General features: G+C 47.9%; 20 protein-coding genes. 7 read left to right on the top strand and 13 right to left on the bottom strand.

Going from position 1 to position 24,436, the window contains the following annotated elements; translation table 11 throughout:
* Positions 1-24 precede the first annotated feature (24 nt).
* The 3 genes from RQP50_RS05110 to RQP50_RS05100 are packed head-to-tail and all read right to left on the bottom strand — an operon-like array spanning position 25 to position 5,877.
* Positions 25-3,402, bottom strand: coding sequence for an AAA family ATPase (locus RQP50_RS05110; RefSeq protein ID WP_315743698.1), 3,378 nt, complete (start codon positions 3,400-3,402; stop codon positions 25-27).
* Positions 3,339-4,739, bottom strand: coding sequence for a metallophosphoesterase family protein (locus tag RQP50_RS05105; RefSeq protein WP_315743696.1), 1,401 nt, complete (start codon positions 4,737-4,739; stop codon positions 3,339-3,341). The genes RQP50_RS05110 and RQP50_RS05105 overlap by 64 nt, the downstream gene beginning before the upstream one ends.
* A gap of 4 nt (positions 4,740-4,743) precedes the next feature.
* Entirely contained in the window at positions 4,744-5,877 is a 1,134-nt protein-coding gene (locus RQP50_RS05100; protein ID WP_072729739.1) for a glycosyltransferase family 4 protein, read from the bottom strand.
* Positions 5,878-5,977: 100 nt separating this feature from the next.
* On the opposite strand from RQP50_RS05100, the gene RQP50_RS05095 reads away from it, so the two are divergent.
* The gene (locus RQP50_RS05095; RefSeq protein WP_142544254.1) at positions 5,978-7,144 is read left to right on the top strand and encodes a GGDEF domain-containing protein; all 1,167 of its coding nucleotides are present in this window, start codon (positions 5,978-5,980) and stop codon (positions 7,142-7,144) included.
* Positions 7,145-7,217: 73 nt separating this feature from the next.
* Here the strand turns inward: RQP50_RS05095 and RQP50_RS05090 are convergent, their stop codons facing one another.
* A complete protein-coding gene (locus RQP50_RS05090; RefSeq protein WP_021253199.1) occupies positions 7,218-7,979 on the bottom strand; it encodes an ABC transporter permease in 762 nt (253 codons plus the stop codon).
* The gene (locus RQP50_RS05085; RefSeq protein ID WP_036590707.1) at positions 7,976-8,905 is read right to left on the bottom strand and encodes an ABC transporter ATP-binding protein; all 930 of its coding nucleotides are present in this window, start codon (positions 8,903-8,905) and stop codon (positions 7,976-7,978) included. Before RQP50_RS05085 ends, RQP50_RS05090 begins: the two co-directional genes overlap by 4 nt.
* A 327-nt stretch (positions 8,906-9,232) precedes the next feature.
* Between RQP50_RS05085 and RQP50_RS05080 the strand changes: the two genes are divergently transcribed.
* Entirely contained in the window at positions 9,233-10,648 is a 1,416-nt protein-coding gene (locus RQP50_RS05080) for an RsmB/NOP family class I SAM-dependent RNA methyltransferase (protein WP_315743691.1), read from the top strand.
* A 189-nt stretch (positions 10,649-10,837) separates the two neighbouring features.
* On the opposite strand, the gene RQP50_RS05075 is transcribed toward RQP50_RS05080, so the two are convergent.
* Both RQP50_RS05075 and RQP50_RS05070 read right to left on the bottom strand, forming a co-directional pair.
* A complete protein-coding gene (locus RQP50_RS05075) occupies positions 10,838-11,635 on the bottom strand; it encodes a Cof-type HAD-IIB family hydrolase (RefSeq protein ID WP_065293565.1) in 798 nt (265 codons plus the stop codon).
* 114 nt (positions 11,636-11,749) lie between these two features.
* Positions 11,750-12,496, bottom strand: coding sequence for a pseudouridine synthase (locus RQP50_RS05070; protein WP_315743690.1), 747 nt, complete (start codon positions 12,494-12,496; stop codon positions 11,750-11,752).
* A 298-nt stretch (positions 12,497-12,794) separates the two neighbouring features.
* Between RQP50_RS05070 and RQP50_RS05065 the strand changes: the two genes are divergently transcribed.
* From RQP50_RS05065 to RQP50_RS05055, 3 genes are all read left to right on the top strand, one after another.
* Entirely contained in the window at positions 12,795-13,550 is a 756-nt protein-coding gene (locus tag RQP50_RS05065; protein WP_072729742.1) for an ABC transporter ATP-binding protein, read from the top strand.
* Positions 13,547-14,935: an ABC transporter permease gene (locus tag RQP50_RS05060; protein WP_065293566.1), complete on the top strand. Its 1,389-nt coding sequence runs from the start codon at positions 13,547-13,549 to the stop codon at positions 14,933-14,935. The genes RQP50_RS05065 and RQP50_RS05060 overlap by 4 nt, the downstream gene beginning before the upstream one ends.
* Positions 14,936-15,006: 71 nt before the next feature.
* Complete coding sequence (locus tag RQP50_RS05055; RefSeq protein ID WP_370510426.1) at positions 15,007-16,092, top strand: efflux RND transporter periplasmic adaptor subunit; 1,086 nt, start codon at positions 15,007-15,009, stop codon at positions 16,090-16,092.
* A gap of 122 nt (positions 16,093-16,214) precedes the next feature.
* Here RQP50_RS05055 and RQP50_RS05050 read toward each other — a convergent pair whose 3' ends face one another.
* Positions 16,215-17,561: a hemolysin family protein gene (locus RQP50_RS05050; RefSeq protein ID WP_021253207.1), complete on the bottom strand. Its 1,347-nt coding sequence runs from the start codon at positions 17,559-17,561 to the stop codon at positions 16,215-16,217.
* A gap of 290 nt (positions 17,562-17,851) precedes the next feature.
* Here RQP50_RS05050 and RQP50_RS05045 point away from each other — a divergent pair, with 290 nt between their 5' ends.
* Positions 17,852-18,232 (top strand): hypothetical protein, encoded by a 381-nt coding sequence (locus tag RQP50_RS05045; protein ID WP_072729745.1) that lies wholly within the window; start codon positions 17,852-17,854, stop codon positions 18,230-18,232.
* Between the two features lie 108 nt (positions 18,233-18,340).
* Here the strand turns inward: RQP50_RS05045 and RQP50_RS05040 are convergent, their stop codons facing one another.
* The 3 genes from RQP50_RS05040 to RQP50_RS05030 all read right to left on the bottom strand — a co-directional run bounded on the left by RQP50_RS05040 (position 18,341) and on the right by RQP50_RS05030 (position 20,732).
* Positions 18,341-18,763, bottom strand: a complete 423-nt coding sequence (locus RQP50_RS05040; protein WP_072729746.1) for a DUF309 domain-containing protein — start codon at positions 18,761-18,763, stop codon at positions 18,341-18,343.
* The gene (locus RQP50_RS05035; protein WP_072729747.1) at positions 18,760-19,569 is read right to left on the bottom strand and encodes a GTP pyrophosphokinase; all 810 of its coding nucleotides are present in this window, start codon (positions 19,567-19,569) and stop codon (positions 18,760-18,762) included. The genes RQP50_RS05040 and RQP50_RS05035 overlap by 4 nt, the downstream gene beginning before the upstream one ends.
* 68 nt (positions 19,570-19,637) lie before the next feature.
* Entirely contained in the window at positions 19,638-20,732 is a 1,095-nt protein-coding gene (locus RQP50_RS05030; protein WP_315744575.1) for a quinone-dependent dihydroorotate dehydrogenase, read from the bottom strand.
* Positions 20,733-21,001: 269 nt separating this feature from the next.
* Here RQP50_RS05030 and RQP50_RS05025 point away from each other — a divergent pair, with 269 nt between their 5' ends.
* Positions 21,002-21,139: a hypothetical protein gene (locus tag RQP50_RS05025; RefSeq protein ID WP_172619537.1), complete on the top strand. Its 138-nt coding sequence runs from the start codon at positions 21,002-21,004 to the stop codon at positions 21,137-21,139.
* Between the two features lie 99 nt (positions 21,140-21,238).
* Here RQP50_RS05025 and RQP50_RS05020 read toward each other — a convergent pair whose 3' ends face one another.
* Positions 21,239-22,690 carry a L,D-transpeptidase gene (locus tag RQP50_RS05020; protein ID WP_083545159.1) on the bottom strand — a complete coding sequence of 484 codons (1,452 nt, stop codon included), beginning with the start codon at positions 22,688-22,690 and terminating at the stop codon, positions 21,239-21,241.
* Positions 22,691-22,712: 22 nt separating this feature from the next.
* Positions 22,713-24,425 (bottom strand): stalk domain-containing protein, encoded by a 1,713-nt coding sequence (locus RQP50_RS05015; RefSeq protein ID WP_315743681.1) that lies wholly within the window; start codon positions 24,423-24,425, stop codon positions 22,713-22,715.
* Positions 24,426-24,436: the final 11 nt, after the last annotated feature.

Raw genomic sequence — 24,436 nt, 5'->3', positions numbered from 1 at the left:
TACTGGAGGGAACCGCGCCTATGCTTAAGAGCTATATGCCAATCGTTGCATTTCAATCAACCGCACTTCCGGCAATTCACGCTTTATCAAATCAACGACATGAGGATGGCAAGTCGTCATCATGACATGATGCGAATCGGAGAGCGCAATAAGCGCCTTCGCTGCCAATCCTAGCCGTTCCTGATCGAAGTTGACTAGAATATCATCCAGCACAAATGGCACGGATGCCCGGTTCGTTAGCGCTTCTGCAAGCGCAAATCGAATAGCCAGATATACCTGCTCTGCAGTTCCTCTACTGAAATGGTGACTCCATACTACCTGACCATCCGGCCTTGCCAGCGCGATCGTCTTCTCACCGAAGGGAATCAGCACGCGAGTATATCGCCCAGCACTCATCTGCTCCATATAATGGGCAGCACGTTTCAGTACAGCAGGCTGTTTCTCCTCCTCATACAATCTGCGAGTATGCAGCATGAGTGTCTTGGCAAGCGCCAGAATTGCATAACGGGACGCTTGCTCGTCAAGCTTCGATTCCTGCAGCGCAATTTCCTGGTGATGGGAAGCCCCCTCCACCTCTTGCTTCAACCTCTCCAGCTCCTGCTCCAATCTTCCCTTGCGTCCTTCCAGCTCTCGAATCCGTGTATCCAGCTGTTCCATTTGACGTGCGATGGAAATACATCGCTGCTCGAGCTCACGTCCATCATACTGAATCAGCAGTTCCTCCATTGGTCGAAATGCCGTGCGTTCTCCTCCGCGATACAGCACTGCTTCCAGCTCCCGAACCTGCCGCTCCAGCTCAAGCTTATAGTTGTACGCATCAGCACAATGCAGCAATTCAAAACCAGTGTTCACACCGGCTTCCAGAAGAAGCTTATTCATCGTCTCCTGCATCTGACTGGCATGAATGTGCTTCTCCTTCCACTCATCATCTAAGGAACTGCTGTGAAGCAACAATTGCTGATATTCCTGCTCGATAGCCTGTTCACGCTCGATTCGCTCCAGCAGACGGAATAATCCACCTATCATTGATCCTGTCAGAAGCTCCACGCCCTCATCATGAGCAGCGACTCCGTATTGAAATACAGCTTCAGTTCCTTCTTTCCACGAACCAGTGTCATTCGCCTTCATCGCTTGTTGAGCTCGAGTTGTGATCAGATGCTGTGCGGTATGCAGCAAGCTGTTGCAATCCTGCTCGAACAATTCCAGCTGGCCAAGCAGGCGCGCATGCTTCACAGCCGCGCGATGACGCTGCTGCTCCACTTCTTCGGCTTGTTCCCACCTTCTGCAATGTTCCTTTACACCCGCAGGGGTGAGTCGTTCTGGAAGATTCTCTTGATCGAGCCATGCATGCCAATCGCGTAGACGCCCTTCTTCTTTCTTATGCGCAGCATCCAGTTCCGCTGTAAGCAGTCGACAGCGTCGTTCAGTCACAATCACCGTCTCATACAGAGAACGACAGCGTTCTTGTACATGTAATCGTTCACGATGCCAGGCTCCAACCTCTTGCGCAGTCCTTCTTAGTTCATCGATGCCAGCATCGGGTATACTGCGTGCTGTGCTAGAGAGATAGGGCTGCAATAATTGACGGAGCGCCTCAGCATGCACACGGATTGCATGTTCCAATCCATCTTGCGCACTCTCGCTACGCGCCATCACATCCGCTTTGTCTGAAGAATGCGGTGGAGATTGTGAAGATACATATGCCATTACAGCGGTAGCTGCTAGGCCTACCAAGGCAATGACGAGAGCCATTAGCCATTGCTGTGCCATCCACCCGAGCCCGGCAGCCAGCAGCACTACACCTAATCCAAATCCATAGATAATGCGGGAGTGCGCAAACTTCTGCGGACGCGGTGCATTGCGGTTCCTTCGAGAATAGGATTCGTTATGTACTCGTTCCGGTGTAGGAACATGCTCCTTGCCGTCACTTGAAGCATTCCACACCCGCACCGCATCTGCTAATGATTGCTCTGCGCATGCGATATCTACTGCGCTTCCCTCGTTTGGGGCAAAGCCACTGCCATTCACTCCAGCCGTCTCACAGCGTTTGAGCTGCATCTTGGCATCGTCGTACTCTTTGGTCGCAAGCTCTGCCTCACGGACTGCATGTTCCATCCCGGCTTCTGATTGCGCGATTGCGAGACGACACGAATCCGCACGTCTCTCTGCCAACTGTGCCTGCTCCAAGTAGGAGGAAGTCTTGCTCGCCAGCAGCATCTCCGGTGTCCATGATGAATCCGTCTGACGAGAGAGCCGCCATAATTCAGCTTCGGCAGCATTGCATTCCACTTCAGCCTCTCCGGCTGCTTCTCGCCAATGTTGGACGGTATCCGTCAACTGCGCAAGCCGGCGTGTCTCCGACTCCAGATCTAGCAGCTGTTTGAACGGCTCCTTCCCTTTCTTACGGTCAGCTGCTGCTTGCCGCTTCTCTTCGATTCCTCTGCAAGCAGCTTCCGTATCATCAAGCTTCCGATCAAGCTCCCGCCACTGGGCAGCAAGCTCAGGCAGCCTTATTGACAGATCTGTCGGCTGTTCATCCAGCTCTTGCTTGGCGGCTATATAGCGAATCCACGTATCGGCCACGCCGCTTGCGCGTTCAGCCTTAGCCAGTTCCTCCCGTTGTACAATTCGCTGCTCTACACACTGATTCAGTTCTAGCTCTATTCGAGTCAACTGCTCTTCTAACTCACTTAGCTTTCCCGCATGACGATGCGCTTCTCGCTGAACTCGTTCTAGCTTGTCCATCGTATGAAGGGTCTGGTTGATCAACTGATTGCGGCCCCTCGGCCGAAACAGTCCATCCATCGATTGCTGCAGCCAACGCTCCGCCTCAGTTATCCCTCTGCCGCCATACAGCCCTGTATCATATAAATAGGCCCCAACCTCGTCATCCTGCAGCGTTTGCAGCTCCTGCAGCTCATCTAGTGTTATGCCAAATAAGCGGCAGAAGAGTCCCGCATTCAATCCCCCTAACAGTTCATCCTCCAATTGAGATTGGCTGATATCTGTCAGAACTCCTGTTGCAGACACCTTACGGATACTCGTATGGAGCGAACCATCCCGCTCCCACCGCTCAATCGTCCATTCGGCACCACTTCGATCGAGCACGCTCATCCGTCCCCCATATACAGCCCCTTCGCTCGGTACATATCGGGTATGGCTGCTTCTCCGCTTCGGCAATCCATACAGCATGTCCCGAATAAAATAGGTAATCGTACTCTTCCCTGCCTCATTAGGTCCATAGAGCAGCGTAATCCCCATATTCGAACCGCGTTCCGCAAGCGGGATTACCGCATCACGGAATCCTCCATACCCCATAAGGTGAATCTGTAATATTTTCATGGACGCTTCACCCCGCTCTGGAGCCACTCCACGGCTAACAGCATCGCTTCCCGCACCCATTCCTCCTGTGTCTCGCTGGATTGGGAGGCAAGCCAATTCCGCAAGCGTGGCTGCTGCAGAAGTGTCTCCAATGCTTCCTGAATCAGCGCTTCTCTAGCTGTATCATGCTGTTGTGCCTGACTCGCTATTCGGATCAAGTCTCCTGGGAAGCTATCAGTCGCCTCCCACTGCTCAATATCAATATCAGGTGTACAGCTGATGCGAAGTGCGATTGGCCACAGAATCCCTGACACCTCTTCATAAGAAGCATGGTCAAGCTCTTGTGCTTGCCATGCTTCCCTCCATTGTTCGGTGAAGGATTCCTGCTGCAGCGAGGCATACAAGGGCGTTCGTCCGGTCAGTTCCACACGAATCAGCGTTAATCGCTCCCCCTCTTCACCTTTCCAAGCTGCCATCTTCTCATCAAGCAGCTGCATGATAGATTGAAGTGAACTTATCCCACTAACATCGATCTGCTCCTGACGCCAGCGAACCGTGTCCAATGTTTCGAATTGCAGGTTGACATCACCAAGCTCATTCACATTAACCAAGTAGCAGCCTTTCGCACCTGTTTCTTTTACATGCCTGCCTTGTGTATTGCCGGGATATACAATATAAGGAGACTCGTGCAGCACTTCTCTCTTATGAATATGGCCTAGCGCCCAATAATCATATCCCTTTTCCACAAGCTCTCTCTTGGAGCATGGTGCGTAGGGATCGTGTTCTGCACTTCCATCAACCGTTCCATGAAGCAGACCGATGCGGAACAGTTCATTAGCTGCAACTGTCTGTTGACTCCTATGTGTGCTCTCCTCTACGCTATCTGCATACACCGTACATTCCTCATCCGGGGAAAGGCCATTCCACGCTTGCACAGCATTCCTTTCAGGACGACTGGGATACATCGCTGCCAAATTCTCGTAAACTGCCATGTCTGCATAAGACATGCCGCATATAACCGCTACCGGCGAGGCATTCTTATTCGGAACAATAACGGCTTGTGGTTTATCCGTAGGGAAAACGGTCACATTGCTTGGCCACTCCCACCTCACCTCGCGATGAAGTGGATCGTGATTCCCATGAATGATATACACGGGAATCTGCTTATCCTGAAGCTGCTCCATCCCCCGCTGAAGCCTCCACTGCGCCTTAAGCGAGCGATCTCTGCCATCGTATAAATCACCGCTAATGACAACAAAGTCTACCTTCGCACGAATTGCTAACCGTACGAGATTGTCCCAGGCAGCGAACGTTGATTCCTGAACTTCTCCCTTCAGCTTATCCGGCAGGACTTGTAGACCGCGGAAGGGGCTATCAACATGCAAATCCGCCGCATGTAGAAAACGAAACGGAATCAATGCCTCACCCCCGCTTCAATTGATAATGTAAATATTTGCGCTTCAATTCATTCACGATACGTGTTAGCGAATAGGTTTGCTTCGCCTTTGCCCACGCAGCCCGCGCAAGTTCATAGCGGAATGATCCATCCATCATTGCTCTCTCCAGCGCATTACAGAGCGCAGTCGGATCATCTGGCGGTACAAGCAGTCCATTCACCCCGTCTTCAATCTGCTCTGCTATCCCGCCAACATTCGTTCCAATAAGAGAAAGCCAGCATAGCGCCGCCTCAGCGAATACAGAACCGAATGCTTCTGCCCGCGATGGTAATACGAAAATATCGAAGAACGGCATAAACTCCTCGGGATGAAGCATATAGCCGTAAAATATCGTCTCATCATATATAGACAGCTCCTGTGCGAGCTGCTCTAGATCCTCCCGAATCGGCCCATCGCCGATAATATGAAGTACATAAGCATGACCCCGCCGCTTTAGCTCTGCACATGCCTGTAGCAGTACATCGAGCCCTTTGGCAGGGACTAAGCGGCACATCGTGATGAGTTGAGGCACTGCATTATCATGGGCGATCGGCTTGAATCGCTTCTCATCAAATCCATTCGGCAGAACCTCTATTCGATCCGCATCATGAACATAAGCCTTCAGATACGTCCGGAAAGAATCGGACACCGTCATCATCTCATCCACTTGAGACTCCAACTCACGGTATAAGGATGTTAGAAATTGATGCTCCGGTCCATTGGGTTCAATCTTTCCATTTAAGATAAGCTCTTGTTCAAAGCTAGAGTGAACGGTCATAATTACAGGTGTATCCGGGTACAACTGCTTCATTACAAGTCCTACAATGGGATGATGTGCATGTATCAGATCATAGCGATTCGTAAGTCGCAGCTTCGACCACCAGACATAGTCGCGATACGTTTGAACATATTTCTGCACAATCGAACTATCCCCGTACTGCTTCCAATCGAAAGTATGAAAATGGACTTCTTCCTGCCCTTTGCCCCGTATTCGCTTCGGCAGCGAAAAGATCTCCATCTCCCAGTGGGGCGATTGAAATCGATCAAGTATATATGGAATCATGGAGGATACCCCTCCAGGCTGTTCAGGCGGAAAAAACAATGCTTGCAAAATATTCATGCGAGCGCCTCCTTCTTGTTCGCGCTTTTCGCCATTCAACCTTTATGATATATTAGAACATATGTTTCAGTAAAGAACCTTCCCAATGGAGCTGTCATTCATGACTCATTTGGCTAATTCCCTTTCTGAAGTGAACAATGTGATGGGATCAGTGTCTTCCTGTATCCTTTACATTACATTTATTATGATTCTGATGGCGATTCGTCTTTATATCCGTCAGCGATCACCAGCATATATTTTGCTCGTTATCTCCTTATTCCTTATGGCGGTGGAACGTCTGACTGATGTGATTCGTCTGCCATTGCTGGAGTGGAACCCTCATATTTATAACTGGTTTGTCGGTGGCGCGACCTTGCAAGCGTTTTCCTTTGTTCTCGTGAACATGGCGATATACCGGCTCTACAAGAGGCCTACTCGAGGATATCGGGTTCGCTTCTCAGCAATGCTGCTGGTCATCCCAATTGCGACGATGCTGTCTATTCCTTTTGACACGAACATCACACCTACCATCGCTAACGCATGGCCACTGCTTCTATATCTTATGTTCGCAACGCTGTTTTGTTATGTGTGGGTAGCACCCAGAATCGGACAGCGTATCACTTATATATGCAGCTTAGCAGCTTACTTTGCCACGATTTTGCTTACATCTATGAATGCCTTGCTGTTTACATACAATAACAATCAGCTGTTCCTGTTGGAACGGCTACTCCCACTCGCCTATTACTCCCTATTGTTCTTCATCTTGTTCGAGCGCGTGGTCGAACTGCTTCATATGACTTATCGCACTTCCATTACGGATGGGTTGACAGGTCTATTCAATCGAAGACATATTATGAAAGTGATGCAGCAATATATCCGCAACGAGTACAAAATTTCATTTATTTTTTGCGATATCGACAATTTCAAGAAAGTCAACGATACATATGGTCATGATCAAGCAGACGAAATCTTGAAGCAAGTGTCTCTGATTATTCGGGAAGAGGTGGAGGACTATGGCGTACCTGGCCGATTCGGAGGCGAGGAACTAGTGGCGCTGATTACGCATCGCAATGCCCGTACCGAGCAAATCGCTGAGTCAATCCGGCATCGCGTAGAACAGGAGACAACGGTAACCCTTAGCATCGGTCATAGTACGCTGCGCAAATATATGACTTCAGATGATATTGTACGAGAAGCGGATCAGGCGATGTACTATTCCAAAACTCATGGCAAAAATCTAGTCACAAATTATCTCCATATCCAGAAAGCCTCGGGCAATATGTCCTAACAATAAACAACGCCTTCTCCTGCATCTCCATGCAAGGGAAGGCGTTGTCCGTTGTTCCAGATTGAGCGCTATTCTATTGTACGTCTCTTTTGTTGAAAATGATGAGGGACAAGCCAAGAAGCACGATCATATACACGGCAAAAATCGTAACACTGAAACCGAAGCTCGCTTCTTTAAATGGAAGATTGTCTCCACCGTTGAAATACGGCTGCCAGTTCAAATTCGGGAAAATTAAATACTTGTACCACGGCTTGCCAGAGAAGAAGTATATCCCCGCTCCAACGACTGACTTCATCACAATCGGCACGGTAATTGCCAGACCCAAGCTGCGTGTCAGCACAGCTGCTGTCATCGCAAGCAGTGCATAGAACAGTACATCTGGAATTCGGAAGACGATATCTTTCAATATGGACGCCAGTGTAACATCTGCTGACATGAAGCTGAAGAAGATCATTCCGATCACAACACTGCAAATGACCGTGAATACATACACCGACAACAAGATGAGTACTACAGTAACCATCTTAGAGGTAAGTACCGTTGTGCGGCTTGCCGGTCTTATCAACAACTGCTTAATCGTTCCATCTCGATACTCGTCGGTAACGATTTGTGCAGCGACGACCATGATAAAGATGCCAATGAGGGAGCTGAACAAGAAGTTGACGTCGCTCACAAAAGCCATATATGGATATGGATCACTTTTGAAAATAAAGAACCGCATTGCAGCAGCTACAATTAACGTAATAACCGCGATAAACGCGTAAAAATAAGGCACTTGGCGCTTGCTGTTCGCCTTCATCCATTCATTTTGCACAAGGGATACGAAGTATCTCATTCAATACGTCCCCCTTTCGTCATGGACAAGAACGTCTCCTCTAATGTAGGCGCCACTGTGCGCACCTCATAAATGAGAACACCCGCTTGAACGAACTTCTGTACGGCTGTAGGAACCTCGTCATGCATCAGTTCAACTTTAACTGCACTGTCTTCCTCTACACTTGCCTTCCAAGCTGTAGATGCCAGCACTTCCATCGCTTTCGCGGCATCGTCGACCACGAATCGAATTGCCATTGCTTGAGATTGTTCGCCCTCTTCATTCGGATCAAGCGATCGTTCCCCGACAAACTTACCGTTCTGAATGATGAGCACTCGATCACACATGAGTTCAATCTCGGACAATAAGTGACTGGATACGAGAATCGAGATATTTTCCTTCTTCGCGAGATGGCGCAAATAATCACGCAGTTCACGTATACCGGCGGGATCTAGACCATTCGTAGGCTCATCCAATATCAAAATGGATGGGTTATGAAGCAGAGCCTGCGCAACACCCAGCCTTTGGCGCATCCCTAGGGAGTACGTCTTAACTTTCTTGTCCAGCGCATTTTCCAAATCTACCAGCTTCACAATTTCCTTAATGCGCTCCTCCGTAATCGGCTTCCCGCTCATACGTACGAAGTGCTGCAAATTTTTGCGTCCGGTCATAAATTTGTAAAGCTCTGGGTTTTCGACAATCGCGCCAACATGAGCCATCGCCTTCGCGCGGTCGGTTCGAATATTATGCCCCTCTATTACAATATTTCCAGAAGTCATCGACATCAGGCCGACCATCATCCGGATCGTCGTCGTCTTCCCTGCTCCGTTCGGGCCAAGGAATCCATATACTTCACCGCGACGCACACTGAATGACAAATCATCGATAATCGTTTTTCCTTTTATCTTTTTCGTGACGTTTTGTAGTTCAACAACGACATCATTCACCATTCATCCGCTCCTTTCTCCTGTCTTACCTGGTTGTTCTCGTAGATGCGTATCTCTAGCTTCCCCTAGTCAAATTGTATCCATGAGTTGATCTTTCCAACCCCGAATCCTACCACATACTCCATACGTACAAGCTTACTATGACGTTTCGCAAAAATGTCTTACATTATTGTAACCTGTACCTCCAATCACTACTAGAAAATCACAATGATGAATAAGAGATTTCATGCGGTTATTCCCTAAAGATTCAACGTTGCATCGAAGGCCAGCAGTCCGGTAAACTATACAATGCTGATTACTTATACCCATTCGGAAAGGAGCTGTAACATGTCCCTAGAAAAAACAAACTACTCATTGCCTCAAGCTTATATTGAGCAGATGAAGCAGATGCTCCCTAAGGATGGGGATGCATTTTTGCAAAGCTATACAGAGCCGCGAACCTTCGGACTGCGTGCTAATCCCGTGAAGTGGCTGACACATCCTGACGCTCGCTCGCGCTCAGAGAAGCTATTTCAGCTGCGCCCCGTGCCTTGGTGCGAGGAAGGATACTATTACGAAGAGAGCTCGCGTCCTGGCAAGCACCCGTATCATGCAGCAGGCCTCTATTATATTCAAGAGCCCTCTGCAATGTCTGCAGTAGTCCTGCTTGATCCACAGCCAGGCGAATTCATCTTGGATTTGGCCGCTGCGCCTGGAGGGAAATCTACCCACATTGCAGGACGGATGCGAGGTGAAGGTGTCCTCATCTCCAATGAGATTCATCCACAGCGCGCCAAAATATTAGCCGAAAATATCGAGCGAATGGGGATCCCCAACACGATCGTCACCCAATCCGATCCACATGCGCTAGTTGTTAAGTTCCCGCAAGCCTTCGATCGGATTATGCTCGATGCCCCATGCTCGGGTGAAGGCATGTTTCGTAAAGATAACGATGCTATCAAGGAGTGGTCTCCTGAGCATGTTGCCATGTGCGCAGCACGGCAATGGGATATTATTCAGGCAGCAGTAACGATGTTGAAGCCCGGCGGGACGATTGCCTATTCCACCTGCACTTTCAACCATCAGGAAAATGAAGGGATCATTGAAAAATGGCTTCAGCATTACGACCAGTTCAAGTTGATTCGCATGGAGCGAATTTGGCCTCATCACTCTGAAGGAGAAGGACATTTTGTAGCCGTGTTGCAGCTACAGGAGGGCGACTCGGAATCAATTGCTTCCACTAGCTCTACTAGCCGTCGCGGCAAGACTACCCGCAAGGGAGGTGGAACCCGCTCCAACGAAGCGCAGACGGCATTTACACAGTTTGAGGCTTGGATGAAAGAGTTCCTACCTGGGATTCACTTGCCTCAAGGAATGCCCTTGCTGTTCGGGGAAGAACTCTATTGGCTGCCGCAGGGCAATGAATCAGCTGTTCAAGCACTACGAAGTGGAGAGACACTCCAAGGGCTCCGCATCCCTCGTGCCGGTCTGCATCTCGCTCATATACGCAAGAATCGTATTGAGCCCGCCCATGCACTCGCGATGTTCTGCAGTTCTTCAGAGGTAGCTGCTCAATCCATCTCATATGATGTGGAAGATCCGGCCGCGGAAGCCTATTTGCGAGGTGAAGCTCTGCTTCTTGAAGGAGAAAATGCGAATCTGAAGGGATGGACACTTGTCGCAATAGACGGATTGCCAATTGGCTTCGGCAAAGCATCAGGAGGCCAGTTAAAGAACCATTATCCAAAAGGATTGCGCAAATAAAGTAGATTACCTTACAAGAACAGCTTCGTGCAAATAAAAAAACCACTGATCTTGCACAATAGAATGCTCCTGAGAGAAGCTTCGATTGTGCAAGGACAGTGGTTCACATGAGCGAATCATTGTATGGGTGCTCGCACGGAACCAATTCCAGCATAGCTCCAGTACAATTTTCTCTAGGGCTGGGTACAGCTATTTACAATACTTAAGCAAAGTTGCCGCCACTCCATCCTCGTTGTTCGACAGTGTAACTTCCTGTGCGGCAGCCTTTACTTCAAGCGGAGAATTGTCCATAGCCACGCCCAAGCCAGCGAATTGAATCATCGTCATATCATTATAATAGTTGCCGATAGCCAATACCTGCTCACGAGGTACGCCGCGCATAGCAGCAAGCTGCTTGAGTGCATTTCCCTTCGTTGCATCCTTATGCATAATATCGATAAAGTAGTCTCCTGAGCGAATAAAGTTGTGCTCATGTGTCCATTGATTCAATTCATGTTCCACTCGATCTATCTCTTCCTTATGCCCGCTCATCGTCAGCTTCACAGGAGCATCAGTCAAGCCCGTCCAACCTGGGAACTGCTTCGGCTCAATCAGGAATTGACGGTATAGATCCAGCATCTCCGGGGTCAACTCATTCAGCTTGTCCACATAGAGATCAAAAGCTGTATTGATATCAAAGTGAACTCCGTTCTCACGGCAATATTGAATATAAGGCTCCAAGCCAGCGCTCGGGATATCGAAGCGGTGGAGCACTCTGCGCCCTTCTGAAGCAATGGTAGCTGCACCATTATGGGTAATGACAACACCCTCTAGTCCGATTTGCTCTAAATAAGGAAGCGTACTGATCGGACTTCTTCCCGTACACAGCACAATCTCCATACCTTGTGCCGCAGCCTTGCGAATCGCCTCCGCATTCGCGCTGGACAGCGTATGATCGTCATGAAGCAGAGTTCCATCCATATCTAAAGCCACGATGCGATAATTCATCACTGATTTCTCCCTCTCATCTCTATCTTCTGTATCGTATGAACAGTATGATATTCGTAAGTGTAAAGCAGTCCTATCCAGTTGTTGCTATGGTTAGTATTGCTGATATTGTTGCTATTGCTGCTGTCGTTGGAGCAAGGTAAGCTCTTCTTCCGTACACTCTCTCCACTGACCGAGCTTAAGAGCCGAATCCAATTCCAGTTCGCCCATTCGAATTCGCTTCAAATAAATGACTTGCTTGCCGACCGACTCGAACATTCGCTTCACCTGATGAAACTTCCCTTCCGTAATCGTCAGTTCGATGAAGGAGTGCACGGTTCCATCGGATTGCTCCTCATGGCCACGTATGACAAGATGAGCTGGCTTCGTCATATATCCATCATCCAGCTCTACTCCTTGTTGAAATGCTTCTCCATCCTTGCTGTCAACCCGTCCTCTAACGGTAGCCACATAGGTCTTCGGGACGTGCTTCTTCGGAGACAGCAGCTCATGCGCCAGCTTGCCGTCATTTGTAAGCAGCAGCAAGCCCTCTGTATCTTTGTCCAGCCGACCTACTGGGAAAGGCTCGAAGTGCCGCAGTTCTTCAGGGAGCAGATCAATCACCGTCCGTTCCCGTATATCTTCCGTAGCAGATATTACGCCTTGCGGCTTATTCAACATAATATATACAAATTCACGATAGCGAATCTGTTCGCCATCCAGCAGCACTTCATCTGCATCGGGATCCACCTGCAAGCCGCTGTCCTTAATTACCCGTCCATTGACTTGAATTAGGCCAATCTTCGCCCATTTTTTAATCTCGGAGCGACTGCCGCAGCCCATATGCCCTAATAGTTTGTCCAGCCTTATCTTTTTTGCCACCGCATGCTCACCTCCATGCTGCACGGTGTGCTTGTGTTCATTCTTCGTTCCTATCTTCTCGTATGCATTGTGCACAAGCTATTCTGAGCCGTGCTCTTACAGCATACCATGCCAGCTGCGCTTATCACAACGAATCGACATGTCATCGATTTAGGTGACAGCATTTTCCCTCCCCCTTACATTATTGTCACAATGCAGTCAAGAGAGAAACTTTCCCTTATAATCATCGTATGGAACACTGTTATGCGCTGGCTCGATACATATTTAATCAAAGAAGTAGATAGAAAGGAGGAGCCGAATGTTACGTGTCGAAGGCCTATCACACTCATTTAAGAACGGCCCCGAAACCACCCAAGTACTGCATTCCATCAATTTCGAAGTGAAGCGCGGCGAGATGGTTGCACTGCTCGGCAGCTCAGGTTCTGGTAAGTCAACATTGCTTAACTTAATGGCAGGCTTAATGAAGCCAACTGAAGGAAGCATCTATATTGCAGATCAGGACATTGTGAAACTAAACGAGAACTCACTCGCTGAATTTCGACGCAAGCACATCGGATTCATTTTTCAAGCGTATGAGCTAATAGCCAATTTAACTGTACGTGAAAATGTAGAGCTCCCGCTTATTTTTCAAGGAATTCGTCCATCGGAGCGGAAACAAAAATCGCTGCGCCTGCTTGAACAAGTCGGTATTCCTGACAAGGCTGAGCTGTTCCCTTCCCAATTGTCTGGTGGACAGCAGCAGCGTGTCAGTATTGCACGCTCTCTTATTACCGAGCCATCGGTTATTTTTGCGGACGAGCCTACCGGTAATTTGGATACACGTACAGAAGAAGAAATCATTGCAATCCTGAAAAACTTGAACGAAACCGTTGACACCACCTTCATCATCGTTACCCACGAAATGGAAGTGGCTGAACAAACGAAGCGGATTATTACGTTGAAGGACGGCGTATTGATCGAAGATGGATCGCGCACACGCTTGAATTCGATAATAGCAGAAGAAGCTGTTCCGGAGGATAAAATCCTTCAGCCCGTTGGAGGTGAGCAGTCGTGAGAGTACGAGACTACCTCCATCTTTCATGGGATCAGTTGAAGAGACGGAAGGTCGTAACCGGATTATGTGCAGCGGGAATATCAATTGGCTGTGCCGCTATTATTATTGCGATGAGTGTCGGAGAATCTGCACAGACGTTTGCAGAGAAACAGTTGAACACGTACTTGAAAATGGACGAGATTACGGTAACACCAAATACCGGGGTCAGCCAAGGTGGAAATCAAGGAAAAAACAGCGGACAGCAGGCAAAAGGTGCGGATGACGAGAGTATTGAGCGCGGAAAGATTACAGCCCAGAAAATTGAGGTCATTCGCAACATCCCTCATGTCAAGGCTGTTGCGCCATTCCAGCAATTCGGCTATTTGGAAATGTATACGATGGATGATCGTCGGACTGGAATTGAGGTATTTGCGACAGAGCTCAATTCGTTAACTGAATTTGACAATAAGTTTATGCAGGGATCCCCTTCAGACCTTGATGGTACCGTCGTATTGAGCTATGGAGCCACTCTCGGACTTATTGACCAAGAGACGATGGATAACCTGATGGAGCAATTGTCGAACAATCCGTACGACGACTCCTTGATGGAGCAGTATAACAACCTAAACCGTATTCCTACAGCGATGTATCAACGTCAACTTCGTCTCAAGACGATGCTGATGAACGGGGATAGCAAGACCTATATGAGCTCCCCGCTTCGCGTGTCTGCTGTATTGAAGAAGCCAAACGGTGTAAGTGAGAATCAGGTAGCTTACGATAAGAAGCTGTACGTATCTCTTGAAACCGGCAAAATGCTGATGCAGGAGCTGCACATGAATGACGGCAGTGCAGAACAAGGTACATACAACAATGTCATCGTAAAAGTAGACGACCAAGCGAATGTAGAACAAGTTGAGAAGCAAATTAAAAAGTTAACGTTAAACACGCAGACAAACCTCCATCAAAAGGATCGACTGCAGGAGAACTTCGCAATCGTCAAGACGATTGCTCTTGGAATCGGCATTTTCGTTCTTTTCATCGCCTCCATCTCGATTGTGGTGGCAATGACAATGTCCACGTATCAACGCCGCCGCCAAATCGGCATTATGAAGGTGCTCGGTGCGAATCTAAGACAGATTCGCAACATGTTCATCATTGAGGCGGCTCTGCTCGGATTGGTTGGTGGATTGATTGGCGTTATGCTGTCCTACTGGATCGTATGGGGCATTAACGGGGTTACAGCAAGTACAATGTCCGAAAGTACGGGGGATGCGATTATCTTCATCTCCTACTCTAATATTCCGATCGGAATTACATTTGCAATCGTAACAGGCATTCTGTCGGGCATTTATCCAGCAGTCAGCGCCTCTCGTACCGATGCTCTTACCGCCATTAAGCGCGACTAACAGCCATCATTTTTGCGTTGTCTGTAGAGCTGTTCCACATAGAGGAGGACATTTACCAAATGAAATCGAAAATAAAACCGATATTGAAATGGTCAATTATCATACTTATTTTAGGCGGCATCAGCTTTGGATTGTATCGTTTTGCTAACCCACCACAGCCAGAGCTTCCGATGGACAATGCGGGTGCGATCACCTTCCCGGTTACGAAGGAAACACTTGTGAATCATATTGAAGTAAAGGGTAAATCCACATATGAAAAGGAAACGATCGTGTATGCGCCATTCGGTGCAGAAGTGAAGCAATGGGCTGTAAAGGATGGGCAGCAGGTGAAGAAGGGCGAAACTATCTTCCGTCTCGATCCAAGTGTACTGTTGAATGAAATTGCACAAGCTGAAGCTGTAATTCAAAAACAGAAGCTTGAAACGCAGCTCGCACAATATCAATCCGCGCTAAGCGAAGAAGATCAAGCGCTCCCTTCCACGGAAGCCGAAGTGAAGAAGAAATTCGTCGAGAAAGAAACGGCGAAGCTTCAGCAAGAGCTGAACAATGTAACCATTGATATTCAACGAAAGGAAATCGCTCAGAAGCAGAAGAAGGTAGATGTAGCCAATTATATTGCACCTTCGCCAGGGATTTTCCTATACGATGATCCGAACAAAATTCCACAAGCACTGAAAGAGAATGAACGTGTCGGCAAAATCGTAGAACTGAAGAAATTGCAGCTCGTTACGCTAGTTGGCGAACAGGATGTATTCCGCATTAAGCCTGACATGGCCGTTGAAGTAAAAATGAACGCCATGAAGAACGTCAAGATCAAAGGGAAAGTGCTGAAAGTGTCCAAATTCGCAAAGGCGGTATCCGAGGAACAACGCAATAACAATCAGCCCGCTCAATTTGAAGTCATCATCGGACTCGATGCCAATGAGAACCTGATTGCCGGTCTCAGCCTTACTGGACAAATTGAGACACAACGGAAAGAAAATGCGATCGTTGTGCCAACTGTTGCCGTTATGCGGGAAAAAGAGAGCGTCTTTGTTAATATCGATAAAGGCAATGGCCAAATCGAACGAAAAGAGATAAAAGTTGGTCTCGAAACAAGTGAGAAAACAGAGGTATTGGAAGGATTGAAGGAAGGCGATACGGTCGTGCTGCAATAATCGATGCCACTAAACCTACAAGTTTGTAATTCACAATGAGATCATTCAATATGAGTTCGATAAAATAGAGGAAGCACCCTGCAGAACCGCAAAGAAAGGTTCCGAAGGGTGCTTCTTCTCTATTACAGTGAAGATTGCTCCGCTTGCACATCTTCTTGTTCAAATAACTGATTCCATTGTCCTGATGCGATCTGGACTTTGCGGATTCGATGCTTCTCTCTCTCCAGCACAGTGAATTGAATACCGTTCCATTCGAGCTTAGAGCCCTTCTTGCAATCCGGCATCCGATCGTACAGCCATCCTCCGATAGTATCGATATCCTCGTGCTCAAGCTCAGTGGAGAGCAAGCTATTTACATCCGTAAGCAGCACTTTCCCATCAAATATATAGGTATGCTCATCCAATTGTTCAATTTCAGGGCGTTCTTCCTTGTCAAATTCATCACGGATATCGCCAACGATTTCTTCCAATATATCTTCAATCGTGATCATACCGGATGTTCCACCATATTCATCAATTAGGATCGCCATATGCGTGCTTTCTTTCTGCATTCGCTTAAGGAGCTGATTGATCGGAGTAGACTCCGAAACGGTGAGAACGGGCAGCATGATGTCAGATAGCTTCTTATTAGCCGCTTCATCATATTGCAGGAACAACTGCTTCGTGTTGATCATGCCCACAATGAAATCCTTGCTTCCACGAATAATCGGATATCGGGTATACTGTTCCCGCTTCATGACTGGAATGCTCTCCTCTACAGGCAGTTCCTCCTGCAAGCAAATCATGTCCGTTCGCGGAACCATAATTTCCTTGGCCAGCAATTCGTCAAATGCAAATATGCGGCTCACATAACCGAATTCCGTTTTATTGATTTTACCACTTTCATAGCTTTCATTCAGAATAATCTGCAGCTCTTCTTCAGAGTGGGCCTCTTCTTGCTCCTTCGCAGGCTTCAGACCGAACATGCGGATAAATCCATTCGCAGAACTGTTCAACAACCAAATGAACGGGTACATCACTTTGTGGAACCAAATGATCGGTCTAGCGAACAACAAGCTGATCTTCTCCGACTTCTGGATCGCAAGCGTCTTCGGCGCAAGCTCACCAACCACAACATGTAGAAATGTAATGACGATGAATGCAATCAAAAAGGAAAGGATCGAAGCAGCTTGCTGTGGAACAGACAACCACTCAAATACCGGATGAAGCACCTTCTCAATGGAAGGTTCACCGAGCCAACCAAGTCCAAGCGCCGTAATCGTAATTCCCAGCTGACAGGCGGACAGATATCCATCCAGATTGCTCGTCACTTGCTTGACCGCAAGTGCATTCTTGCGCCCTTCCAGAACCAGTTGATCTACACGGCTGGATCGGATTTTAATAATTGCAAACTCTGTGGCTACAAAAAAGCCGGTAAGGATAATCAGTATTGCTACTAGAATAAAGCTGATACTCGGGGGCAAATCCATTATTTGTCTCCTTTATGAACCAAAATATGAAGCTTATTTCCACATATTATACAGGTTAGCAGAACGGAAAACAAAAGTCTCTACAGTCGGAAATCGACTTCTATCGTTATTGTTATTCCAGTCCTCCAGTAAAATAACATCGGCACGCTTCATTACACGAGCGCATGCTCTCCTGTAAGCTGTAGAACCAATTTTACATAAAACTATCGCATACGGTGTATCCATACAAGCCAGCGCATTCAACTTCTCATATATTAATTTTGCAGACCGGCAAGATTGGGGGTGAAGAGATGACGATCTTGTTTAACAGAACGCTGATATTCAACGATTTGGATGAATTGCTTTTAGGCAGAAACACATTTCAACTCGTGCTTCAAAACGGCATTAGTCAAAGTTTATGCGACCTCCACATTCAAACTAAAAATAGCCTTGGAATTCCGCCTATGCTTGCATCATTAAAGATTCAAACAACATTCGAAGCAAAACAATTGGTTCTGGCTCCACCTGTAATATCGCTTGATTTGGATTTAACAACGTTCTTTAACACCCACCAATGCATTCCAGTGGGTGGTACCTTCTTATTGACATTGACATTCACCAGAACGTTTTTGCCGGAAGATACTCTGCTGATTGGTCCTACGAATTCTCAAGGCATCATTGTTATTGCTTAATTCGTAACGGGATCCGTTTATGTAGAGAAGAACACCACTTCAGGCCTTGCCCCAAAATGGTGTTCTTCTCTTCTTCTAACATCAATATGTCACGATATTCAACTTGTCTTATTCATGTAAGGAAGGCAGCTCGCAGCACTCAATGAGCGCACCGAGCTCCTTATCCACGATTCGAATCGTAAGATTTTGAAATGGAGGCAAACTCCCGTCGCAATTGCGCAATTCGTCCAAGGTCTCTTCAGAATCGTTACGAAGCTGCTGCAAGTCGATCCCCAATATGATATCTGGATAGGCATCCAGCTTCTGAAGTGCTGCGGTCAGCAGCTTAATCGCTCCAGGACGATTGCCGTTCTGGAAATGATGCAGCCCCACTGCTACCTGAAGCAGCCCTTGAAGCAGCGGCTTGCGCCCCTCTTCAAGCCATAACTCTTCCATGACATCATGGCATTGATAATAATCCCGTTCTTCATTGAACAGCTTGATGAACTGAATATACAGCCTGTCATAAGGGAGAGCCGACTCGATATTCATAGCTGAATATTTCCGTTCTTCTTCGCTCTCTCCAGTGCACTCGTGATCTCTTCCTCTAATTGCTTCAACTCTGTAATATCATCCTTCTCCCATACTTCATTGAAGCGGTTCTGGAATTGAATCGCCTCAGAAATACGGTGGGAATAATACAACTCTTGGATAAAGGACAAGCATTTCTGTACAATCTTCGACTTGTCCTCGAAGCTCTGCTGCGCGACGAGAATTTCCTGACGGATACTGGACATTTCGTTGTCTAGTACGAACGCCGCCTCAGCCGCTGTCTTCAGACGCAGACGGACCTCCTCAGGCAAGCTGTCCTTATATTTATAATTCAATGAATGTTCAATCGTTGCCCAGAAATTCATGGCCAATGTACGGATTTGGATCTCACCCAAAATCATTTTCTGGCCGAGCGCCGTTTGAACCGGATATTCGATAATCATATGGAAGCTGCGATAGCCGCTTTCCTTATAATTGGTAATGTAGTCCTTTTCATATACGACCTTCATGTCTTGTCGATTCCGAATCAATTGAGCCACGCGATGAATATCATCGACGAATTGGCACATAATTCGAATCCCAGCGATATCTTCAATTCCCTGCTCCAATTGATTAAGAGGCACCTCGAGGCGCTTCGCTTTCTCAAGGATGCTAGAAATTCTCTTCACCCGACCCGTTACGAACTCGATAGGTGAATATTCTTCTCGCTTCTTCAATTCAGTTCGCAACGTTTTGAACTTGACCTTCAGCTCTTCGACGGCCTGTGCATAAGGCAGCAAAAAATTTCCCCAATCTCTTCCGTCCATTTGTACGCCTCCTGTCCATTCCAACCACTCGTTCAGTGAACCTATGCCTTTTCACTATACGACCATTCTTATCGATGATCAGCCCCGATAGCTTCTGAGATATGCTTGAATCCGTCCTGCTTCATCAGTCGCTTCAAGCCCGAAGCTAGCTCACGGTTTATTCCTGGCCCCTTATAAATGAGACCCGTATATATTTCCACCAGACTCGCTCCAGCACGTATTTTCCGATATGCATCTTCGGCAGTGAATACGCCACCCGACCCTACGATTGGGATGGTTCCCTTTGTCATGCGATAGATTTGCGATACGACCTCAGTCGAGCGTTCCGTCAGCGGCTTACCGCTCAATCCCCCGTTCTCCAATCGATGGACATGGGTTGCACCCATCCGTGACAAGGTAGTATTTGTGGCAATTATTCCTGACACTCCACTCTGCACAATCGTCTCGGTCATGCTCTCCAATTCACTATCAGATACGTCCGGTGCAATTTTGACGAGAATGGATTTGTTCTGACCATGTGCAGCATTCTGACGATTCATCTCATCAACGACCAGACTGAGCAGTGCCTTCAGCTCATCGCCATGCTGCAGATTCCGCAAGTCAGGCGTGTTCGGCGAGCTGATATTGACGACGAACAAATCTGCAACATTATACATCGTTTGTATGCACTTCAAGTAGTCTTCATGCGCCTTATCATTTGGTGTTGCTTTATTTTTACCGATATTGACCCATACCGGAATTGGTCGATCCTTAATCGCAGCCAATCGCTCGCGCATTGCTTCTGTTCCTTCATTATTGAAGCCCATTCGATTGATTAACGCTTCATCGGGAGGAAGCCGGAACATACGTGGTTTCTCATTACCAGGCTGTCCCTTCGGCGTGACAGTGCCCACTTCCATAAATCCAAAGCCAATGGATGAGAATCCGCGGACAGCCTCCGCATTTTTATCAAGTCCTGCTGCTAGTCCAATTGGACTGTGGAATGTGAGACCGAACAAAGAGGTCGTCAGGGCTGGATCTGCCTTCACACCATACATCCCACGCATCATGGCTAGTGCACCTGGCACCTTCGTCGCTTTCGCCATGCCACCTATAACCAGGTGATGAGCTTTTTCAGGATCTAATTTGAAAAATACCGGTTTAGCTATGTTGCGATATAACAAAGGTTCCACTCCGTTCATTGTGCCATACATGTAAGCCATGGTTACTGACAACATCGTATAGTTACCGTACCACGCAAGTCTTATTCTCTCAATCACAAGACAATGCGTTGGAGAATTCTTGGCGGGCATAAAAAGGCTCCATGTCCTAGTTTAAAGGTTTCTCGCGCAAAAGAAAAGTACATATGTCAACCAACCTTGACTGGTCAAACCTTACGAAAACGATTACAATAGGCATATAGAAGCTAGAATCGTAAGAAAGGTGATGACCTATGGCAGTGAAACGCAAATCCCCATCTATGCCAGCCAAGCATACTGAAGAAGTAAACAAGAAGGCGATCTATTGGATCGGCGGGGTTATCTTGCTATTTGTCATAATTGTCTCAACGCTGCTTATTGCGAATGGATGAGCATGTAATCATAGTAATTTATGGGAAAGAGCCGGATTCCAAGTTATGCTTGTGAATTCCGGCTCTTCTTTTTCTCCACAGGTGTGCAAGGATGTACGATTACAGCCAGCGATATTTCTTGTTCGGATTGTCCTGATTTGGGCTCAATTTGAGCCGGTAGCGGCCCTCCTTATCCGGTACAAGCAGTTCATCGGGCAATATATCAGAGCCGATTACGACCTCTGTCCCCATCGGCACCATATCGAATAATTCTTCAACATCTTCCTTCCCCATCCGTACACAGCCAAGCGACTTATCTCTCCCAATGCTTTCCGGCTCATTCGTGCCATGGATCGCATATAAGGTATCCGATAGGGTCATTCCCCTGCTGCCAAAATCTCCAGTAGATGACCCGTTTGGATCGACTACCTTTTCAGAAATCCGGAAGGTTCCTAACGGGGTTCGTTTGCCGCCAAGGCCAACTTTGTAATTTCTAACCATTATATTCCCGCTTACAACCGCAAGCCGATGTCGCTTCTTATCTACCAGAATTCGTAGAGGCTCTCTGAACGGATCTACCTCATCGCTCCATATCTGATTCAGCGCCTGCTGCTTAGCCTTTTTCGGGGCTGCCTGCTTGGCGTTCTTCATCCGAGCTATAAATGAAGCAGATACTTCTTCATAGGCACTTGCAATCTGCGGCGTAATACCGGACACGATATTGTTCGGGTATTTGCCTGCTAGGGCAGCCAATTGCTTCGGCGGTTGATCCTTCGTATGCAAGGCCGCCGTCAGTGCTGACTTCGCCACTAGCCGTTCTACACTCCTAGGCATCCATTGCTGAACAAAGGATTGTGCCTGGGAGCGCTCTGCCTCACATTTGCACTGCTTGCCCTGCAGCGGAGTAATCACGATCCGTCTGCCATCCGAATCGGATGTCAACCGATTGTCGGGACGCAAGGGCGGCTCCCACATCCACCAATTCTGCTGAACACGAATATTCAGCAAATAGTGAACATGACCAGTCCCAGAGGCGAAATGCTCTGTATGCCTCAGGGCTTGACCGAAGGCTGCATTGTCATGTTCAGGAACAAGAATGCCTATCTGAGTAGAGAGAGCAGGGGTACCAACTAGGTGATGATTCCCGGCTCTCGAAGAAGACGTATCATCACCCGCTGCTTCTATTCCCTCATCAGTAATGGCTGGGTGCAATCGGGAAGGCGCATTCACCTCTCCCGCTATCGAGCCGAGTAGAAGGAATACCAAAATTGCTGCCCCCACCCGGTTTCTCACCTTCCGCGGCGAGGACGACACGGTTTGCTGCATTTGCGTTTGCGCCAGCAGTTCCTCTATTTGTTCAGAAGGACGTGGTACATTCTCGAATGCATGATAAATATCCCCTGCTTGCTTAAAGCAGTATTTCGCCTTGCCTTGTTCGCCATTTCGCTCATACTGTTTCCCGAGCAAGTACCAGGCCATCCGATTATCTGGATGCGCCTCAATATATTCTTTCATGTAAGCTTGGTCTTTCTTCGATCCGAGTGGATGATTTCCATCTGATGAAGACGTCAATCACATTCCTCCCTTCAGCAACTTACTTAGCTGTAATTCGCTGTGGCGGCAAATACGAGCCTGTTGCCGCGTAGCGCAGGAAGATTCGGTCTCTTACTACAACTGCTCGAGCTTGTGCAACCCACTGTACATCGAAGCCGAATTGTTCAGCTACGAATCGGACAGGTACTAGAATCCTGCCATTTTGGATAAATGGGGCTGCTGGCAGCTTCGAGACGGATGATGTGCCATTGTCTGTCACATTGACTTGACTGCTCCCCGGACGCAGATCGAAACTGCTATCTCCAAGCTGAAGAATCACACGCTTGTCTGCACGCCATACCGTCTTATACCCCAAGGTTTCAGATAGAACCCTCAGAGGCAAGTAGGTTCTATCATCTTTAATCATCGGCGCTGTATCCGAGTCCAGACGCAAGCGATTATAGACAAGCTGTACCTGGGATGCCCGCGGCTGCCCCGAAGATCCCATAATTCCCTCTGGGAGTTCATAACGGCGAATGAGACGAATTGCATTGTTAAACGCATCCGTCACAGCGATTGACCCGTTCGCAAGCACAGCAACTGCTGTAGGCTCGTGTAGCTTGGCGTACGAGGTAATCCCGTCTACGTCGCCGCTCTTGCCAGCTTGTCCGCTTAGTGTAACGACCTCTCCCTTATATATATATCGGACAACATGGTTCCATCTATCAGCGACTACAATCCCATTTTCCTCCGTAATTGCAATTCCTGAAGGATTGTTGAATAACGATCCTGTAGCAGCGCCGTCGCGATATCCACCAGATGCATACAACACTTGCTGGACGTTCGGTGCTGTATAAGCTGCAGTTGAGCTGCTCCCAGCAATGGTGGATACATTCCCCTGCTTCAAATCAATCACACGAATACGCTGATTTCCAGTATCCGCAACGGCTAACTTGCCATCACGCATCATTGCAATCCCACTTGGTTCATTGAACTTTGCCTCAGCGAGCTTGCCATCCTTATAATCTCCAGCTCCAGTTACAGCTCCAGGGGAATATTCGACGATTCGAGAAGAACGGGCCGTCAATGTCGTGACCGAACCATTGGCATCAATCCGTCGAATGACATGATTTAATGCATCAGCCACATAGATAGACCCGTCATCCGCTACTGCAATTGCACGCGGCGAATAGAAGCGCGCCTGCCCCGCTTCGCCATCCTTCCATCCAGGAATGCCATCGCCGGCTACAGTTGATACATTCCCATTTCGATCAATTTTACGAATAATATGATTGCCTGCATCAGCTACGTACAGATTCCCCTTCTTATCCGCTGCCATTCCAATCGGCTGATCGAATTGAGCTTGAATATCGTTCCCGTCTTTCCATCCCTTCGTATTCCTCATGCCTATTGTCGCCAATATCCGCCCATTTACGTCCAGTCGTCGGATGACCTGATTGCGTGTGTCTGCAACAAAAACCGATTTCCCTTCGGATACAATTCCAGAAGGGAATTGTAGGCTCTCTTCTGGTTTTTTGGCCAGCGCGCTGCCTGATAAGTAAACCGTTTCGTACCAATGTGATGCAGACTTCCATGCGCCCATCTCGATCGCTGGGGAAGTAAAGCGTTCAAATGCTTGCGTCTGATCAGAATTCTTGTTCAACGATGAGGCTGCTGCATAAACCTCGGCAGATGATGCCACCGATGCAGTGCTCGCTATCAGCATAAAGGTGACGGCAAGGCGGAATTTCCCTGTTACTAGTCCTACTTTCATCTCCACTATCT

The organism is Paenibacillus suaedae, from assembly GCF_032337355.1.
GTDB classification, from domain to species: domain Bacteria; phylum Bacillota; class Bacilli; order Paenibacillales; family Paenibacillaceae; genus Paenibacillus_B; species Paenibacillus_B suaedae.
Note: the sequence above shows the minus strand (reverse complement) of the source record. Positions and strands in the feature narration are given on the sequence as shown.

What these genes read in the sequence shown, in the direction of transcription:
- RQP50_RS05110 (WP_315743698.1), bottom strand. Translation starts at nt 3,402, where the DNA reads ATGGGTGCGGGAAGCGATGCTGTTAGCCGTGGAGTGGCTCCAGAGCGG.
- RQP50_RS05100 (WP_072729739.1), bottom strand. Translation starts at nt 5,877, where the DNA reads ATGAATATTTTGCAAGCATTGTTTTTTCCGCCTGAACAGCCTGGAGGG.
- RQP50_RS05045 (WP_072729745.1), top strand. Translation starts at nt 17,852, where the DNA reads ATGACGATCTTGTTTAACAGAACGCTGATATTCAACGATTTGGATGAA.
- RQP50_RS05040 (WP_072729746.1), bottom strand. Translation starts at nt 18,763, where the DNA reads ATGAATATCGAGTCGGCTCTCCCTTATGACAGGCTGTATATTCAGTTC.
- RQP50_RS05075 (WP_065293565.1), bottom strand. Translation starts at nt 11,635, where the DNA reads ATGAATTATCGCATCGTGGCTTTAGATATGGATGGAACTCTGCTTCAT.
- RQP50_RS05065 (WP_072729742.1), top strand. Translation starts at nt 12,795, where the DNA reads ATGTTACGTGTCGAAGGCCTATCACACTCATTTAAGAACGGCCCCGAA.
- RQP50_RS05035 (WP_072729747.1), bottom strand. Translation starts at nt 19,569, where the DNA reads ATGGACGGAAGAGATTGGGGAAATTTTTTGCTGCCTTATGCACAGGCC.
- RQP50_RS05025 (WP_172619537.1), top strand. Translation starts at nt 21,002, where the DNA reads ATGGCAGTGAAACGCAAATCCCCATCTATGCCAGCCAAGCATACTGAA.
- RQP50_RS05015 (WP_315743681.1), bottom strand. Translation starts at nt 24,425, where the DNA reads ATGAAAGTAGGACTAGTAACAGGGAAATTCCGCCTTGCCGTCACCTTT.
- RQP50_RS05090 (WP_021253199.1), bottom strand. Translation starts at nt 7,979, where the DNA reads ATGAGATACTTCGTATCCCTTGTGCAAAATGAATGGATGAAGGCGAAC.
- RQP50_RS05050 (WP_021253207.1), bottom strand. Translation starts at nt 17,561, where the DNA reads ATGGATTTGCCCCCGAGTATCAGCTTTATTCTAGTAGCAATACTGATT.
- RQP50_RS05080 (WP_315743691.1), top strand. Translation starts at nt 9,233, where the DNA reads ATGTCCCTAGAAAAAACAAACTACTCATTGCCTCAAGCTTATATTGAG.
- RQP50_RS05095 (WP_142544254.1), top strand. Translation starts at nt 5,978, where the DNA reads ATGACTCATTTGGCTAATTCCCTTTCTGAAGTGAACAATGTGATGGGA.